Raw genomic sequence first — 14,327 nt, 5'->3', positions numbered from 1 at the left:
AAAAAGAAGTGTCTTATAAGTATGCAGGCTTATAAGACACTTCTTTTTTAGTTATGCGTGTAATTTTTCATATTTCTCAATGTCATCTTCATATTTCATCGTAATCGCAATATCATCTAGGCCATTTAGTAACTTTTCTTTCCAAACAGGATCGATTGAAAAATCAAAGTTTCCAAATACTGTTTTAACGACTTGTTTTTCTAAATCCACTTCAATTTCTTGGTTCCCATTAAATGTAGATAGTTGTGAGCGAATCTCATCATTTAATACAATCGGTAGCATGCCATTTTTTATACAGTTATTGTAAAAAATATCTGCGAAGCTACCAGCAATGATAATTGTAAATCCATAATCATTTAACGCCCAAGGTGCGTGTTCTCTAGATGAACCGCAACCAAAATTATTTCCACTTATTAAGATTGAAGCATTTTTTCGTTCCTCATTATTTAATGAAAATGATTGATTAGGTGAGCGATCATCATGATATCGCCATTCATCGAATAAAAATTCTCCAAAGCCAGTTCGTTCTATTCGTTTTAAATATTGTTTTGGAATAATTTGATCTGTGTCAATATTATCTAACATAATTGATACTGTTGTGCCTTTATGCGTACGTAACGGTTTCATTTGCTTGCTCCTTTCGAATATCAATAAAATGACCATGTACTGCAGCAGCCGCTGCCATTACCGGACTTACTAAATGTGTTCTTGCTCCTTTACCTTGTCTTCCTTCAAAGTTTCGGTTTGAAGTAGATGCACAATGTTCTCCAGCTGGCACTTGGTCTGGATTCATTGCTAGACACATCGAACAACCAGCTTCCCTCCATTCAAATCCTGCTTCTATAAAGACTTTATGTAGTCCTTTTGCCATCGCTGCATTACGAACCTTTTTTGATCCCGGAACAACTAATGCTCGCACATCAGATTTTACTTTCTTTCCTTTTAGATAATTTGCCGCTTCCTCTAAATCTGACAATCTAGAATTTGTACATGAACCGATAAATACATGTTGAACTGGAATCTCATTAGGTGTGATTTCTGGCTTTAATCCCATATATTCATAAGCTCGTTCGTAGTTCTCATCCTTGGCTTTTGGAAGGGCTTCATCAATTCTTACGCCCATTCCAGGATTTGTTCCCCAAGTTACGTAAGGTGCAAGGGTTGCTACATCCACTTCGATTGTTTTATCAAATGTAGCTCCCTCTTCTGTATATAATTTCTTCCATTCTACTAATTTTTTATCATATGAATTTACTGTATATTTTCGACCTTTTAGATAATCGAAAGTTTTTTGATCGGGAGCAACCAAACCTGCTTTTGCTCCTCCCTCAATCGCCATATTACATAAAGTCATACGCTCTTCCATTGACATATTTTTAATTGCTTCACCATAAAACTCAATGACATACCCAGTTCCCATTGATACGCCATAAGTTGCTAGTAAATGAAGAATGATATCTTTAGCATATACACCTTTTGGAAGCTTACCATCAAGTTTCACACCCATTGATTTTGGCTTAACTTGCCATAAAGTTTGTGTTGCTAAAACATGTTCAACTTCGCTTGTTCCAATTCCAAAAGCTAAAGCACCAAATGCACCGTGGGTAGATGTATGACTATCTCCACATACAATTGTTTTTCCCGGCTGAGTTAACCCAAGTTCTGGTCCAATTACGTGGACAATGCCTTGGTCCTCATCCGTAATATCTGCTAAAGGAATATTGAACTCCTGACAATTATTTCTTAACGTATCCATTTGTTGTTTCGCAATTAAGTCAGTTATGACTAATTGATTTTGTGTTGGTACATTATGATCCATCGTCGCAAATGTTAATTCTGGTCTTCTTACTTTTCGATTGGATAATCTCAATCCTTCGAAAGCTTGAGGTGAAGTTACTTCATGTACTAAGTGTAAATCGATATACAAAAGCTGGGGTTTACCTACTTCACCAGTTACAACATGATTTTGCCAAAGTTTATCAAACAATGTTTGTTTCATCGAATACTACCTCCAACTGTTTGAAATTTTAATTCCTTTACTACTTGTTCAGTAAATTCAATCGTTGAACTTTTACCACCTATGTCACCCGTTAAATAGCCATTATTTATTGAATTAACAATCGCGGACTCAATCGAGTTTGCTTCATCAACTAAGTTGAAATCGCGAAGCATCATCGCCACTGACCTTAAAATTGCAATAGGGTTTGCCTTATTTTGTCCAGCGATATCTGGTGCTGAACCGTGAATTGGTTCATATAATGAAGGACCCTTGCCAGATCTACTTGCAGAAGGTAACATACCTAATGAACCAGTAATCATCGAAGCTTCATCGCTTAAAATATCCCCAAATAAATTTTCAGTAACGATTACATCAAACCTTCTTGGATTTCGAATTAACTCCATCGCAGCTGCATCAACAAGAATATGCTCAACTTCTACTTCTGGATAGTTAGAACTTAATTCATTTACAATTTTTCGCCAAAGTTTACTAGATTCTAATACATTGGCTTTATCAACTGATGTAAGTTTGCCTTTTCTAGTTTTTGCTAACTCAAATCCATACGTTACAATTCGTTCAATTTCTTCTCTAGTATAGGAAAGTGTATCGGTTGCTTCATTTTCATTATGGAAACGAGGTTCGGAAAAATAAATTCCGCCTGTTAATTCTCGAACGACGACAAAGCTTACATTTCTTACTTGTTCAGATTTTAAAGGAGAATGATTTACAAGCTCATCGTAAACGTCGACTGGTCGAATGTTTGCGTATAAATTAAGTGATTTTCTTAATCTTAATAAGCCGCTTTCTGGTCGTTCAACACCTTGATCCCATTTTGGTCCACCTACTGCCGCCAATAATACGGCATCCGAATTTAAACAATTATCTAATGTTTCTTTCGGTAATGAAGTGCCTGTTTCATCGATCGCGTGACCTCCGAATAAATTTGTTGAAAAAGTAAAGTCATGTTGATAAGATTGTGCAATCTGTTCTAAAACCTGTACTGCTGAACTCATAATTTCTGGTCCGATTCCGTCTCCTGGAAGACATGCGATCTTTAATTTCATTTTAGAACCTCCTTTTTGCTCCACTTACTAATAATGTTTAATAAATCTGCATCTGTAATTTCTTTTTTCGAATCTGTCAAAGCTTTAAATTGAATAAACGCTTCGTTTATAATTTCTGTTGAAAAGTTGAATCCAAGTTCTTTTAATCGATCAGTAAAAGCATGACGTCCTGAATGTTTCCCTAATACTAATGAATTTGTAGAAAGCCCAATTAATGATGGGGGGATAATTTCATATGTTGTTGGCTCTTTTAGGACGCCATCTTGATGAATACCTGATTCATGGGCAAATGCATTTGTACCAACAATTGCTTTATTCTTCTGGACAACCATACCTGTAAGACGACTAACAAGTTCACTTGTCTTCGTAATTTCATGTAATCGTAAATTACTATTTTTCCGGTAAACATCTTCTCTAATATGTAGTGCAACGGCTATTTCTTCTAGTGCTGCATTTCCTGCTCTTTCCCCAATTCCATTTACGGTGCATTCAACTTGGCTTGCTCCAGCCTGTATAGCAGCTAATGAATTCGCTACTGCCATCCCTAGGTCATCATGACAGTGACAAGAAAAAATAGCTTTATGATAAGACGATACATTTTCTTGTAAATATTTAAATAGATCGTAGTATTCTGAAGGACTTGTGTAACCGACAGTATCTGGAATATTAATTACATCTGCACCTGCTTTAATGGCAGTCTCTGCGAATTCGGCAAGAAATGCTCGATCAGTACGACAGGCATCTTCAGCTGAAATTTGGACTTTTGGAAAAAAGGATTTTGCAAGCTGAACACAATGTTTAGCAGTTTCTAATACTTCTGATTTCGTCATGTTTAATTTATATTTCATATGAATGTCACTTGTAGCTAGAAATATATGAAGTCTCGGTTCTGCAGCATTTTTTAACGCATCCCATGCTACTTTAATATCTGAATCTTTTGCTCGAGAAAGGCTTGAGACGGAGACAGAACGAATCTGTCTCGCAATCTCTTGAACACCTAAAAAGTCACCTTCTGAGGAAGCGGCAAAACCAGCCTCAATGATATCAACACCTAAAGCTTCTAGTTGTCTTGCAATTTCGAGCTTTTCAAATCGATTTAAATTAACCCCAGGAGATTGTTCGCCATCACGTAATGTTGTATCAAGAAACTGAATTTTACTCATTTTTTATTTCACCTCGACCTTTTCTTTTCTTTGGATAAATGGCATCATTGCACGAAGTTTTTCTCCAACTTCTTCTAACTGATGTTGTTTTTCACTTTCATTGATTTCATTGAAAACTGGACGACCATTTTTATTTTCGTTAATCCAGCCTTTCGCAAACGTACCATCTTGAATTTCTGCTAAAATATCTTTCATCGCTAATTTTGACTCATTCGCAACTACTCTAGGACCAGATACGAAATCACCCCATTGTGCAGTATCAGAGATTGAGTATCTCATATAGCTCATTCCGCCTTCGTACATTAAATCAACGATTAGCTTCAACTCATGTAAACACTCAAAGTATGCTACTTCTGGCTGATAACCTGCTTCTACTAATGTTTCAAAACCTGATTTTACTAAAGAAGTTACACCACCACATAGTACCGCTTGTTCTCCAAATAGATCTGTTTCAGTTTCCTCTTTAAATGTAGTTTCAAGAACTCCTGCTCTAGTAGAACCAATTCCTTCAGCGTAAGAAAGTGCTACATTTTTTGCTTCACTTGTTACATCTTGGTAAACAGCGAATAATGCTGGTACCGCTGCTCCATCGACAAATGTACGTCGAACAAGATGTCCTGGACCTTTTGGAGCTACTAAAAATACATCAACATTTGCAGGAGGAACAATTTGATCAAAGTGAACATTAAATCCGTGTGCAAACGCAAGCGCATTACCATTTTCAAGATATGGTTCAATTTCATTTTTATAAACAGTTGGTTGATGCTCATCTGGTAATAGAATCATTACTACGTCTGCTGCCTTTGAAGCCTCTGCAACTGTAGTTACATGTAATCCGTCATTTTCTGCAGCGTCCCATGATTTACCAGGGCGACAACCAACAACTACTTTATGACCATTATCATGTAAATTTAAAGCATGTGCGTGACCTTGTGATCCATAACCAATTACTGCAATCGTTTTCCCTACTAATACATTTTCCTTCACGTCTGTACCATAATATACTTTAGCCATTTTCAAATTCCTCCAATTTTTTTATGTTTTATATTTTTATTTAATAAGAGAGTAGCTTTTGAGCATGCTCCTTATGTTTAGCGGATCTGGTAAATGCGGTTACACCTGTTCGAGCTATTTCTTTTAGTTCGAAAGGTCTTAATAATTCAATCAAAGCCTCTACCTTATCAGAAGTACCAGTTACTTGAACGACAATCTGATCACGGCTTACATCAATAACTGAAGCTCTAAATGGTTCAATTAGACTATAAATTTCATTTCTTGTAGCTGCATTTGTACTAACCTTTATTAAGGCTAGTTCTCTAGCAATAACTGATTCTTCTGTTATATCTGCTACTTTTATCACATCAATTTGCTTGTGAAGCTGTTTTATCAATTGTTCGACCTGTTGTAAATCTTCTACATGTACGACAAACGTAATTCTTGAAATATGATCTAGTTCAGTATGTCCTACAGAAATACTTTCGATATTAAAACGTCTTCTCGAGATGACGCCTGTAATTCGGTTAAGTACTCCACTGTTATTTAATACAGTTGATGTAATGACCCGTTTCATTATTTCACCCCTTCCATTTCATGAATTCCTTTACCAGGTGGAACCATTGGTGTAACGATTTCAGCTTGATGAACTCGACAATCAATTAACACCGGCCCATCAAATTCAATTGCTTCTCTTAATTGACTTTCAACTAAATTTGGATCTGAAATTGTCATCCCTTTAATACCGTAAGCTTCAGCAAGTTTTGTGAAACTAGGCTGGCAGTCTAATAGAGAACTAGAGAATCGGTCATTATAAAAGGCTGATTGCCACTGTCTTACCATTCCTAAAGCTGCGTTATTTAAAATTAAAATTTTAACTTGTAAATTATGTTCCTTGATCATGCTCAATTCTTGCAATGTCATTTGGAATCCTGCATCACCTACAATCGCTACAACTAATTCATCAGGCTTTGCAAATTGTGCTCCGATTGCAGCTGGTAAGCCAAATCCCATCGTTCCGAGACCACCTGAAGTGATCCATTTATGTGGTTCGTCAAAAGGATAATATTGAGCTGCCCACATTTGATGTTGACCTACATCCGTGGAAATCGTTGCTTTCCCATTTGTAATCGAATGGAGTAAAGTTAAGACAGTTTGTGGTTTAATGACTTCTCTACTCTGTTCATACTGTAAAGGAAAGGCTTCTTTACGACTTTTAAGTAGCTCTAACCATTCACTATGATTTTGTTTTTCTACTTTTTGTTTTAATAGAACTTTCAGAACTTCCTTAGCACATCCAACGATTGGAATATTTGTCGGAATAACTTTGTTAATTTCAGCAGGATCTATATCGATATGTGCTACAGTCGCATTTTTAGCAAAATGTGCTAAATTACCCGTTAACCTATCATCAAATCTTGCTCCGATGTTAATTAGTAAATCACTTTCATACATTGCCATATTTGCTGTATAGGTTCCGTGCATGCCCCCCATTCCTAGGAATAATTCCTCATTTGCTGGAAATCCACCTAACCCTAAAAGCGTATTAACAACTGGGATATTGAACTTTTTTATAAATTCAGTAAACTCACCAGCTGCTTTCGCATGTAAAATTCCTGCTCCAGCTAATACGACTGGTTTTTTAGCTTTTTCAATAGCTCCTATTAACTTTGTAATTTGAAGATAATTTGGTTCATAAGTCGGTTGATAACCTGGCAAATGAACATCTACTTCGTCCTTTTTCACTCCTTTTTCAACCATCATATTTTTTGGTAGATCGATAACAACTGGACCTGGACGGCCTGTTGAAGCAATATGGAATGCTTCTTTTACGATTTGTGGGACATCTTCAACATTACGCACTTGGTAGTTATGTTTTGTAACTGGCATTGTAATTCCGATAACATCTGCTTCTTGAAAGGCATCTGTTCCGATTACATTTGTAGCAACCTGACCAGTAAAAACAACTAGTGGTAATGAATCCATCATCGCATCTGCTAAACCAGTTACTACATTTGTTGCACCTGGACCACTTGTTGCGATTACAACCCCTGGTCGACCAGTTACTCGAGCATATCCTTCTGCAGCGTGGATGGCCCCCTGTTCATGCCTTGCTAGAATGTGAGGAATATCAGCATCATAAAGTGCATCATATAATGGTAATACTGCCCCTCCAGGGTAACCAAAAATCATTTCAACATTTTCATTTTTCAAAGCATCAATTAGTAAATTTGCACCTGACAATTCTTTTGACAGAGTTCTCATCGAATGATGACTCATTTCTACATTCCCCTCCATTTTTGGATAAAATTTACCCATTTATTCGCAATAAAAAAAGCCATAACTCCACACTTCAGCAGATGCTGAAGGGGCGAAAGACTTTTCGCGGTACCACCCTTCTTCTTAGGTTAATAACCTAACTTTGGGATTTTGGCTAACCAAAATCTGGTTATAACGTGACCAACGTTCAAGCTTACATTACAAATGAATTCAGCTTGACACTCAAGAGTGAGTTTCATTAATCAAGGTCATCGGTTCACACCAGCCACCGACTCTCTGAAGATCCTTTTCATAACTACTTTTCTCTTTCAATGCTTTTTCATATTTTTAATATTCCACCTGTATTAGCAGAAGTAACTAACTTTGCATATCTTGCTAAATAACCCGTTTTAACTTTTGGTTCATGTAATTTATATGATGTTTTACGAGATTCTACTGTTTCGTTTGAAATTGATAATGTAATGCTTCTTGATAAAAGATCGATTATGATTTCATCGCCGTCTTCAATATATGCAATTGGTCCACCTTCAGCCGCTTCTGGAGAAATATGTCCAATTGCAATACCTCTGGTAGCACCTGAGAAACGACCATCTGTAATTAACGCAACTTTTGTTCCTAAGCCTCTTCCGACGATTGATGAAGTTGGTGCAAGCATTTCAGGCATTCCAGGTCCACCTTTTGGACCCTCATATCGAATAACAACGACATGACCTTCTTTAACGAGACCATTGTCAATCGCTTCAACTGCTTCATCGTGTGAATCAAAACAAATTGCTTCACCTATAAATGTTTGGATTGAAGGATCAACGGCACCTACTTTAATAACTGCTCCGTCTGGGGCTAGATTCCCATGTAAGATCGATAATCCTCCTGTTTGTGAATAAGGATTTTCTTTTTTACGAATCACATCACTATTAGTGATTGTAGCTTCTTGCACATTCTCGAATAAAGTTTTTCCGGTAATTGTAATGCGGTCACTATTGATTGCTCCAGGAATGGTAGTAAGTTCTTTAATAATTGCTGGAACACCACCTGCTAAATGAACATCATGCATTGAATAGTGCGAAGCGGGACTAATTTTAGATAAATAAGGTACTCTTCTAGCTACGTCATTTATATCCTTTAAGTCGTAATCAACACCTGCCTCATTTGCGATGGCCATTAAGTGTAAAACAGTATTTGTCGATCCACCCATTGCCATATCTAGTGCAAATGCATCATCAATTGCCTCTTTTGTAATAATATCTCTTGGTTTTATATCATTTTCAATACAATCCATTAGATGAAAAGCTGCATCACGGATTAATTGATGTCTGTCTTTACTAGTTGCAAGTATTGTTCCGTTATATGGTAGTGCTACACCAAGCATCTCCATAATGCAATTCATTGAATTCGCTGTGAACATCCCCGAACATGATCCACATGTAGGACATGCTGACTTTTCAATATCGAGTAATTCTTCTACACTCATTTTTCCTGATTTAAAAGCACCTACACCTTCAAATACTGAAACAAGAGAGAGAGCCTTTCCATCTTTAGATAGTCCTCCTGCCATTGGTCCGCCTGATACAAAAACTGCTGGTACATTTGTACGAACAGCTGCCATTAGCATTCCAGGTGTGATTTTATCGCAGTTTGGCATATAAAATACTCCATCAAACCAATGTGCATTAATGACAGTTTCGGCTGCATCGGCAATGATTTCCCTACTTGGTAAAGAATACCTCATTCCGATATGCCCCATTGCGATTCCATCATCGACACCAATCGTATTAAACTCAAATGGAACTCCGCCAGCATCGCGAATCGCTTGTTTTACAACATCAGCCATTTCCCTTAAATGAATATGACCTGGAACAATATCAATATATGAATTACAAATTGCAATAAATGGTTTATTAAAATCTTCCTCTTTAACGCCTGCCGCTAATAATAAGCTACGATGCGGTGCGCGGTCGATTCCTTTTTTGATCATGTCACTTCGCACAATATATCACCCTTGTTTTATGTAAATTTTTTCTCCATCTTCAACTACTAATTGACGAAATGCTTTTAATAATCTTTGTGTATTTGGTCCTGGTTTTCCATCACCAATCACTCGTCCATCTACCTTAGATACGCCAATTACTTCAGCTGCTGTTCCTGTTAAGAAAACCTCATCGGCAATATAAACATCATGTCTAGTGAACAATTTTTCCTCAACTTCATAACCTAATGTGTCACCTAGTTCCATAATTGCATTTCGAGTGATTCCTTCTAATGCACCTGCCGAACTTGGTGGAGTAATTAACTTATTCCCTTTTACCAAAAAGACATTATCTCCTGAACCTTCAGCTACAAAGCCTTGATCGTTTAGCATTAGTGCTTCTTGAACACCAGCTAGTTTCGCTTCAATTTTTACTAATATGTTATTTAAATAATTTAAAGATTTAATTTGTGGATTTAATACATCACTTCGATTTCTTCTCGTTGCTACTGTTACAATTTCCATACCAATTTCGTATAGTTCTTGTGGAAACAGTGCTAGTTGTTCAGCAATGACAACTACATTTGCTCTTGGACAAGAAGTTGGATCTAATCCAAGATTCCCTTCACCTCTTGAGACGACGAGTCGAATATAACCACTATGTAAATTATTTCGATTTACTGTATCAACTACAATTTGTGTTAACTCTTCTAATGAATAAGGAATCGTTAATAAAATTGATTTTGCTGATTCATATAATCGAATGAGATGTTCTTTTAAGCGAAATACATTGCCATCATATACGCGAATCCCTTCGAATACTCCATCTCCATATAGATATCCATGATCATATACAGAAACTTTTGCATCTTGTTTTTGAACGAATTCACCATTTAAAAAAATCTGTTGCTCTGTCACGGTTAATCCTCCTCAAGAGTTAAAATATTTGTACTTACTTTATTCCAATCTACTAAATAAATCAACAAGTTTTTAGAAAATTTTAAATTCATATTTTATTCAAATATCGTATAAATATTGGTAAATCAACAATGAAAACCTTTACATTTTTTCAAAATAATTTTTCGACAAAATTTTACTCTTGAAAAATGTTTTTAAAAGGATTATCATATGGTTACTTTATACAGAATTTTCTGTAAATTAAAATCGGAGGCGAGTAAAAATGGCTACTTTACAAATTAATGGGACTGTTAACGAAATCAATGAAGTGTTGAAAGTAATGAGTAATCATTTTGACATTCAGATTAAAGACGAAAAATCCGATCAAGAGTATTCAGTAGATTTCTCTTATGAAGAATGGGAAAATGATTCTTTTGTAAGTGAGATGTTAACTGGAGCCTATAATGATTAAACATTGAAATTCTTATCGTATGATAACAAAAGAGGGTTGCCGATTATTTAGGCAACCCTCTTTTTATTGATAGGTCTGAGGTGGTGGTGCGATTAGAGGTGTACGGGGAGACGAGGGACTGCAAATAAGGGATGAAAAACTGCAAATAAACAGCCTTAAGCTGCAAATATAGAATAAAAAGTCGCTACTAATCTTCTAAAAAATATGAATTGTGATAGAACAGCCCTATACATCCTAGTGTAATACAACAAAAAAGGACCGCTTTGATCAGTTCCCCTGACCAATAAGACAGTCCATTTCGTTTATTTTAGTAAACCCTCTTCTTTCAAAAACTCTCTAGCCACACTTTCGGCAGACTTTCCACCAACATTTACTTTGTAGTTCATTTCTCGCATTTCATCATCTGTTATTTTATTTTTTAATTTATTTAATATAATTTTGACTTCTGGATATTTTTTAAGTGTTTCTTTTCTCAGAAGTGGTGCACATTGATATGGTGGGAATAAATTTTTATCATCGACTAACACTTTCATGTTATAACTTTGGAGCTCACTATCAGTTGAATACGCATCGATTATTGAGAGATCGCCCGATTGAATTGCGTCATATCTCAATTTTGGCTCCATCGTTTTTAGATTTTGGAACTTCAATCCATATAGTTTTTGTAGTCCTAAATATCCGTCTTCACGATCTGTAAATTCTAAAGTGAAACCTGCTTTTAACTGATTTTCTACTTTTGTTGCATCTGAAATTGTTTCGATTCCAAATTGTTTTGAAATGTGATCCGGAACAGCTAATGCATACGTGTCATTAAATTTCATAGGTTCTAAATAGCTCAAATTATACTTTTTTGCTAAACCTTCAGCAGCTTGTTCATATACAGCTTTTGCATCATTACTAACAGCCTTTTCTTTCAAAAAAGTAGAAATGACCGTACCTGTATATTCTGGATAAATATCAATGTCACCTTTTTTTAATGCATTAAATACAAATGTTGTTTTACCAAAGTTGGGCTTAACTTCAACGTTTAGATTCGTTTCATCCTCAATCATTAATTTATACATATTCATTATTATTTCTGGTTCAGCACCTAGTTTTCCAGCGATCACTAGATCCGTTTTATTCCAAGATTTAATTGTTAATGGAGAAAATAATAATGCTAATAAAATAAAACTAGCAGTTATTATTCTTAATGAAAAACTCTTAAAACTCCTCTTCTCTATTAACCTTAAAATAAAATCAAATAAAATTGCTAAAAGTGCTGAAGGTATTGCCCCTATAATGATTAAATTCATATCGTTTCGGTCGATTCCTAATAATATTAAACTACCTAAACCTCCAGCTCCTATTAATGCAGCGATTGTTGCAGTTCCAACAATTATGACCATCGCAGTTCGGATTCCCGCCATCATAACTGGTAATGCTAATGGTAATTCAACCTTAAAAAGTCTTTGTCTACCGTTCATCCCTAGCCCAGTAGCTGCTTCTAATAGGATCGGATCAATCTCCTTAATTCCAGTGTATGTATTTCGCAAGATCGGCAATAATGCATAAACACTTAACGCAATTACCGCTGGAATCTTTCCAATACCGACTAATGGTATTAAAATCCCTAACAGTGCCAAGGAAGGAATAGTTTGAATTACTGCTGTAGTTCCAATAACAAATTCAGAGATAACTTTCTTCCTCGTTAAGTAAATGCCAACCGGGACAGCTAGTATTATTGCAATAATTAGTGCAAATAATGAAATTTGAATATGCTCTAACAAAGCTGTTAATAATTGCTCTTTTCTATTTGCAAGGGTCGTTGTAAATGAAGTGAGAATCATCTTATATTCCCTCCTTTACAACAGCTTTAACACGATAATTGTCTATAAATTGTTCAACAAAAGGATTGACTGGATTATTTAAAATTTCATCCTTCGTACCAACTTGAACTAGTTCACCATCATGCATGATCCCGATTCGGTCTCCTAAATAAAATGCCTCGTCTAAATCATGAGTAACGAAAAGGATCGTTTTATTAATCTTAGTTTTCAATTGTTTCAGGTCCTTTTGTAATTGTAATCTTGTAATCGGATCTAATGCACTGAATGGTTCGTCCATTAATAATAAGTTTGGATCTCCTGCTAACGCTCTCGCTACACCTACCCGCTGTTGTTGACCTCCAGATAGCTCTGAAACTGATCTTTTACTAAATTCCAAAGGATTTAATTTTACTAATTCTAATAATTCTCTAGTGCGCTCTTTTATTTGTGCTTTGTTCCATTTTTTTAATTCTGGTACGATTGAAATATTTTCTTCCACATTCAAATGGGGAAATAGTGCAATCTGTTGTAGTACATATCCAAACTCTCTCCTCAGCTTATGTTCATCATAATCTTTAATGTTTTTATCATTATAAAAAATTTCACCGTCAGTTGGTTTAAGTAATCTATTTATTAATTTAATTATTGTTGTTTTTCCACAGCCACTTGGGCCAATTAAAACAAAACATTCACCAGTTTGAATTGAAAAAGATAAATCCTGAACTGCACTTTTTCCATTTGAAAACTTAAAAGATATATCTTGAAATTGGATCATTCTAGTCCTCCCTTAAAAAAGCCTATAAGTATATATAGTTAGAGGACAAGTTTTCTTATGCTTTAAGTAATAAAAATTAGGACAAAAGAAAATTTTTTTCATTCTTTATGAAAATTTTAAGAATTTTAAAAGATTTTGTAGTAAATAGGGTTATTTTTTGATAGAATGAGAAAATCATTTTTAAAAAGCAACTATGTTTGAGGTGAATTATTTGAATACTTTAACAAAAAAAGAAATACTGTTTATTGGATTTATGTTATTTTCTATGTTATTTGGTGCTGGTAATTTAATTTTCCCAGCATACATCGGACAAGCAGCCGGAGAGAATGTATGGCAAGCAATTATTGGATTTATTATTTCGGATGCAGGTATAGCGATTTTAGCATTTATAGCAATAGCAAAATCCGGTAATTTTGATACGCTTGTAAAGAGAGTCCATCCTATTTTTGCGCTTCTCTTCCCAATGGCAATCTACTTGTCGATTGGACCTGGACTTGCAATTCCACGAGCTAGTAGTCTCGCATATGAAATGGGTGTTAAACCATTTTTGTCCGAAGGTTTGGCTGTTTCGCCAATAGGGCTATTAGTTTATACGATTGTGTTTTTTAGTATCGTTTATTGGTTTGCTAAATCACCTTCAAAATTAGTTGACAGATTCGGTAAAATTTTAACTCCAGCTTTACTAATCTTAATTTTAATTGTTTTTATTAAAGCAATGTTTACAGACTTATCTAGTTTTAAGGATGCATCCTTAACGTACAAATCTAATCCTGTTTCACAAGGAATTTTAGATGGTTATCAAACGATGGATGGGATTTGCGCATTAATCTACGGGATTGTTTTCATCAATATTTTTCAAAGATTAAATGTAACAAATCAAAAATTACAAATTAAGTATTTAATTATATTC

General features: G+C 35.3%; 12 protein-coding genes, 1 pseudogene and 1 other annotated feature. Of the genes and pseudogenes, 2 read left to right on the top strand and 11 right to left on the bottom strand.

Features of this window, described 5'->3' with window-relative positions; genetic code table 11:
• Positions 1 to 51 precede the first annotated feature (51 nt).
• From leuD to ilvE, 9 genes and pseudogenes are all read right to left on the bottom strand, one after another.
• On the bottom strand, positions 52 to 627 hold the full coding sequence (leuD, locus tag CN514_RS12940) for a 3-isopropylmalate dehydratase small subunit (protein WP_098232948.1): 576 nt from the start codon (positions 625 to 627) through the stop codon (positions 52 to 54).
• Positions 605 to 1,999 (bottom strand): 3-isopropylmalate dehydratase large subunit, encoded by a 1,395-nt coding sequence (gene leuC, locus CN514_RS12935; protein WP_098232947.1) that lies wholly within the window; start codon positions 1,997 to 1,999, stop codon positions 605 to 607. The genes leuD and leuC overlap by 23 nt, the downstream gene beginning before the upstream one ends.
• The gene (gene leuB, locus CN514_RS12930; RefSeq protein ID WP_098232946.1) at positions 1,996 to 3,063 is read right to left on the bottom strand and encodes a 3-isopropylmalate dehydrogenase; all 1,068 of its coding nucleotides are present in this window, start codon (positions 3,061 to 3,063) and stop codon (positions 1,996 to 1,998) included. The genes leuC and leuB overlap by 4 nt, the downstream gene beginning before the upstream one ends.
• A gap of 41 nt (positions 3,064 to 3,104) precedes the next feature.
• Positions 3,105 to 4,226 (bottom strand): annotated as a pseudogene (locus CN514_RS12925) (2-isopropylmalate synthase); the annotation flags it as partial.
• A gap of 3 nt (positions 4,227 to 4,229) precedes the next feature.
• On the bottom strand, positions 4,230 to 5,240 hold the full coding sequence (gene ilvC / locus CN514_RS12920) for a ketol-acid reductoisomerase (protein WP_098232944.1): 1,011 nt from the start codon (positions 5,238 to 5,240) through the stop codon (positions 4,230 to 4,232).
• Positions 5,241 to 5,280: 40 nt separating this feature from the next.
• Positions 5,281 to 5,796 carry an acetolactate synthase small subunit gene (gene ilvN / locus CN514_RS12915; protein WP_097977647.1) on the bottom strand — a complete coding sequence of 172 codons (516 nt, stop codon included), beginning with the start codon at positions 5,794 to 5,796 and terminating at the stop codon, positions 5,281 to 5,283.
• Positions 5,796 to 7,484, bottom strand: a complete 1,689-nt coding sequence (gene ilvB / locus CN514_RS12910) for an acetolactate synthase large subunit (protein ID WP_098232949.1) — start codon at positions 7,482 to 7,484, stop codon at positions 5,796 to 5,798. Before ilvB ends, ilvN begins: the two co-directional genes overlap by 1 nt.
• Before the next feature lie 99 nt (positions 7,485 to 7,583).
• Positions 7,584 to 7,820 (bottom strand) — a binding site (T-box leader).
• A complete protein-coding gene (gene ilvD / locus CN514_RS12905; RefSeq protein ID WP_098232943.1) occupies positions 7,819 to 9,486 on the bottom strand; it encodes a dihydroxy-acid dehydratase in 1,668 nt (555 codons plus the stop codon). It overlaps the preceding feature by 2 nt.
• Positions 9,487 to 9,492: 6 nt before the next feature.
• Positions 9,493 to 10,383 (bottom strand): branched-chain-amino-acid transaminase, encoded by an 891-nt coding sequence (ilvE, locus tag CN514_RS12900; RefSeq protein WP_098232942.1) that lies wholly within the window; start codon positions 10,381 to 10,383, stop codon positions 9,493 to 9,495.
• A 262-nt stretch (positions 10,384 to 10,645) separates the two neighbouring features.
• Between ilvE and CN514_RS12895 the strand changes: the two genes are divergently transcribed.
• On the top strand, positions 10,646 to 10,834 hold the full coding sequence (locus CN514_RS12895; RefSeq protein ID WP_056477121.1) for a hypothetical protein: 189 nt from the start codon (positions 10,646 to 10,648) through the stop codon (positions 10,832 to 10,834).
• Between the two features lie 302 nt (positions 10,835 to 11,136).
• Here CN514_RS12895 and CN514_RS12890 read toward each other — a convergent pair whose 3' ends face one another.
• Both CN514_RS12890 and CN514_RS12885 read right to left on the bottom strand, forming a co-directional pair.
• Complete coding sequence (locus CN514_RS12890) at positions 11,137 to 12,663, bottom strand: ABC transporter permease/substrate-binding protein (RefSeq protein WP_098232941.1); 1,527 nt, start codon at positions 12,661 to 12,663, stop codon at positions 11,137 to 11,139.
• Between the two features lies 1 nt (position 12,664).
• Positions 12,665 to 13,417 carry an ABC transporter ATP-binding protein gene (locus CN514_RS12885; protein ID WP_098232940.1) on the bottom strand — a complete coding sequence of 251 codons (753 nt, stop codon included), beginning with the start codon at positions 13,415 to 13,417 and terminating at the stop codon, positions 12,665 to 12,667.
• Positions 13,418 to 13,628: 211 nt separating this feature from the next.
• Between CN514_RS12885 and CN514_RS12880 the strand changes: the two genes are divergently transcribed.
• Positions 13,629 to 14,327 (top strand): branched-chain amino acid transport system II carrier protein (locus tag CN514_RS12880; RefSeq protein ID WP_176525896.1); only part of this gene is annotated, 699 nt, incomplete at its 3' end.

It is taken from the genome of Bacillus sp. AFS001701, from assembly GCF_002559405.1.
Lineage (GTDB): Bacteria > Bacillota > Bacilli > Bacillales > Bacillaceae_G > Gottfriedia.
Note: the sequence above shows the minus strand (reverse complement) of the source record. Positions and strands in the feature narration are given on the sequence as shown.

Coding starts and splice junctions, on each gene's coding strand:
- CN514_RS12895 (WP_056477121.1), top strand. CDS start 10,646: ATGGCTACTTTACAAATTAATGGGACTGTTAACGAAATCAATGAAGTG.
- ilvC (WP_098232944.1), bottom strand. CDS start 5,240: ATGGCTAAAGTATATTATGGTACAGACGTGAAGGAAAATGTATTAGTA.
- ilvB (WP_098232949.1), bottom strand. CDS start 7,484: ATGAGAACTCTGTCAAAAGAATTGTCAGGTGCAAATTTACTAATTGAT.
- CN514_RS12890 (WP_098232941.1), bottom strand. CDS start 12,663: ATGATTCTCACTTCATTTACAACGACCCTTGCAAATAGAAAAGAGCAA.
- CN514_RS12885 (WP_098232940.1), bottom strand. CDS start 13,417: ATGATCCAATTTCAAGATATATCTTTTAAGTTTTCAAATGGAAAAAGT.
- ilvN (WP_097977647.1), bottom strand. CDS start 5,796: ATGAAACGGGTCATTACATCAACTGTATTAAATAACAGTGGAGTACTT.
- leuD (WP_098232948.1), bottom strand. CDS start 627: ATGAAACCGTTACGTACGCATAAAGGCACAACAGTATCAATTATGTTA.
- leuB (WP_098232946.1), bottom strand. CDS start 3,063: ATGAAATTAAAGATCGCATGTCTTCCAGGAGACGGAATCGGACCAGAA.
- leuC (WP_098232947.1), bottom strand. CDS start 1,999: ATGAAACAAACATTGTTTGATAAACTTTGGCAAAATCATGTTGTAACT.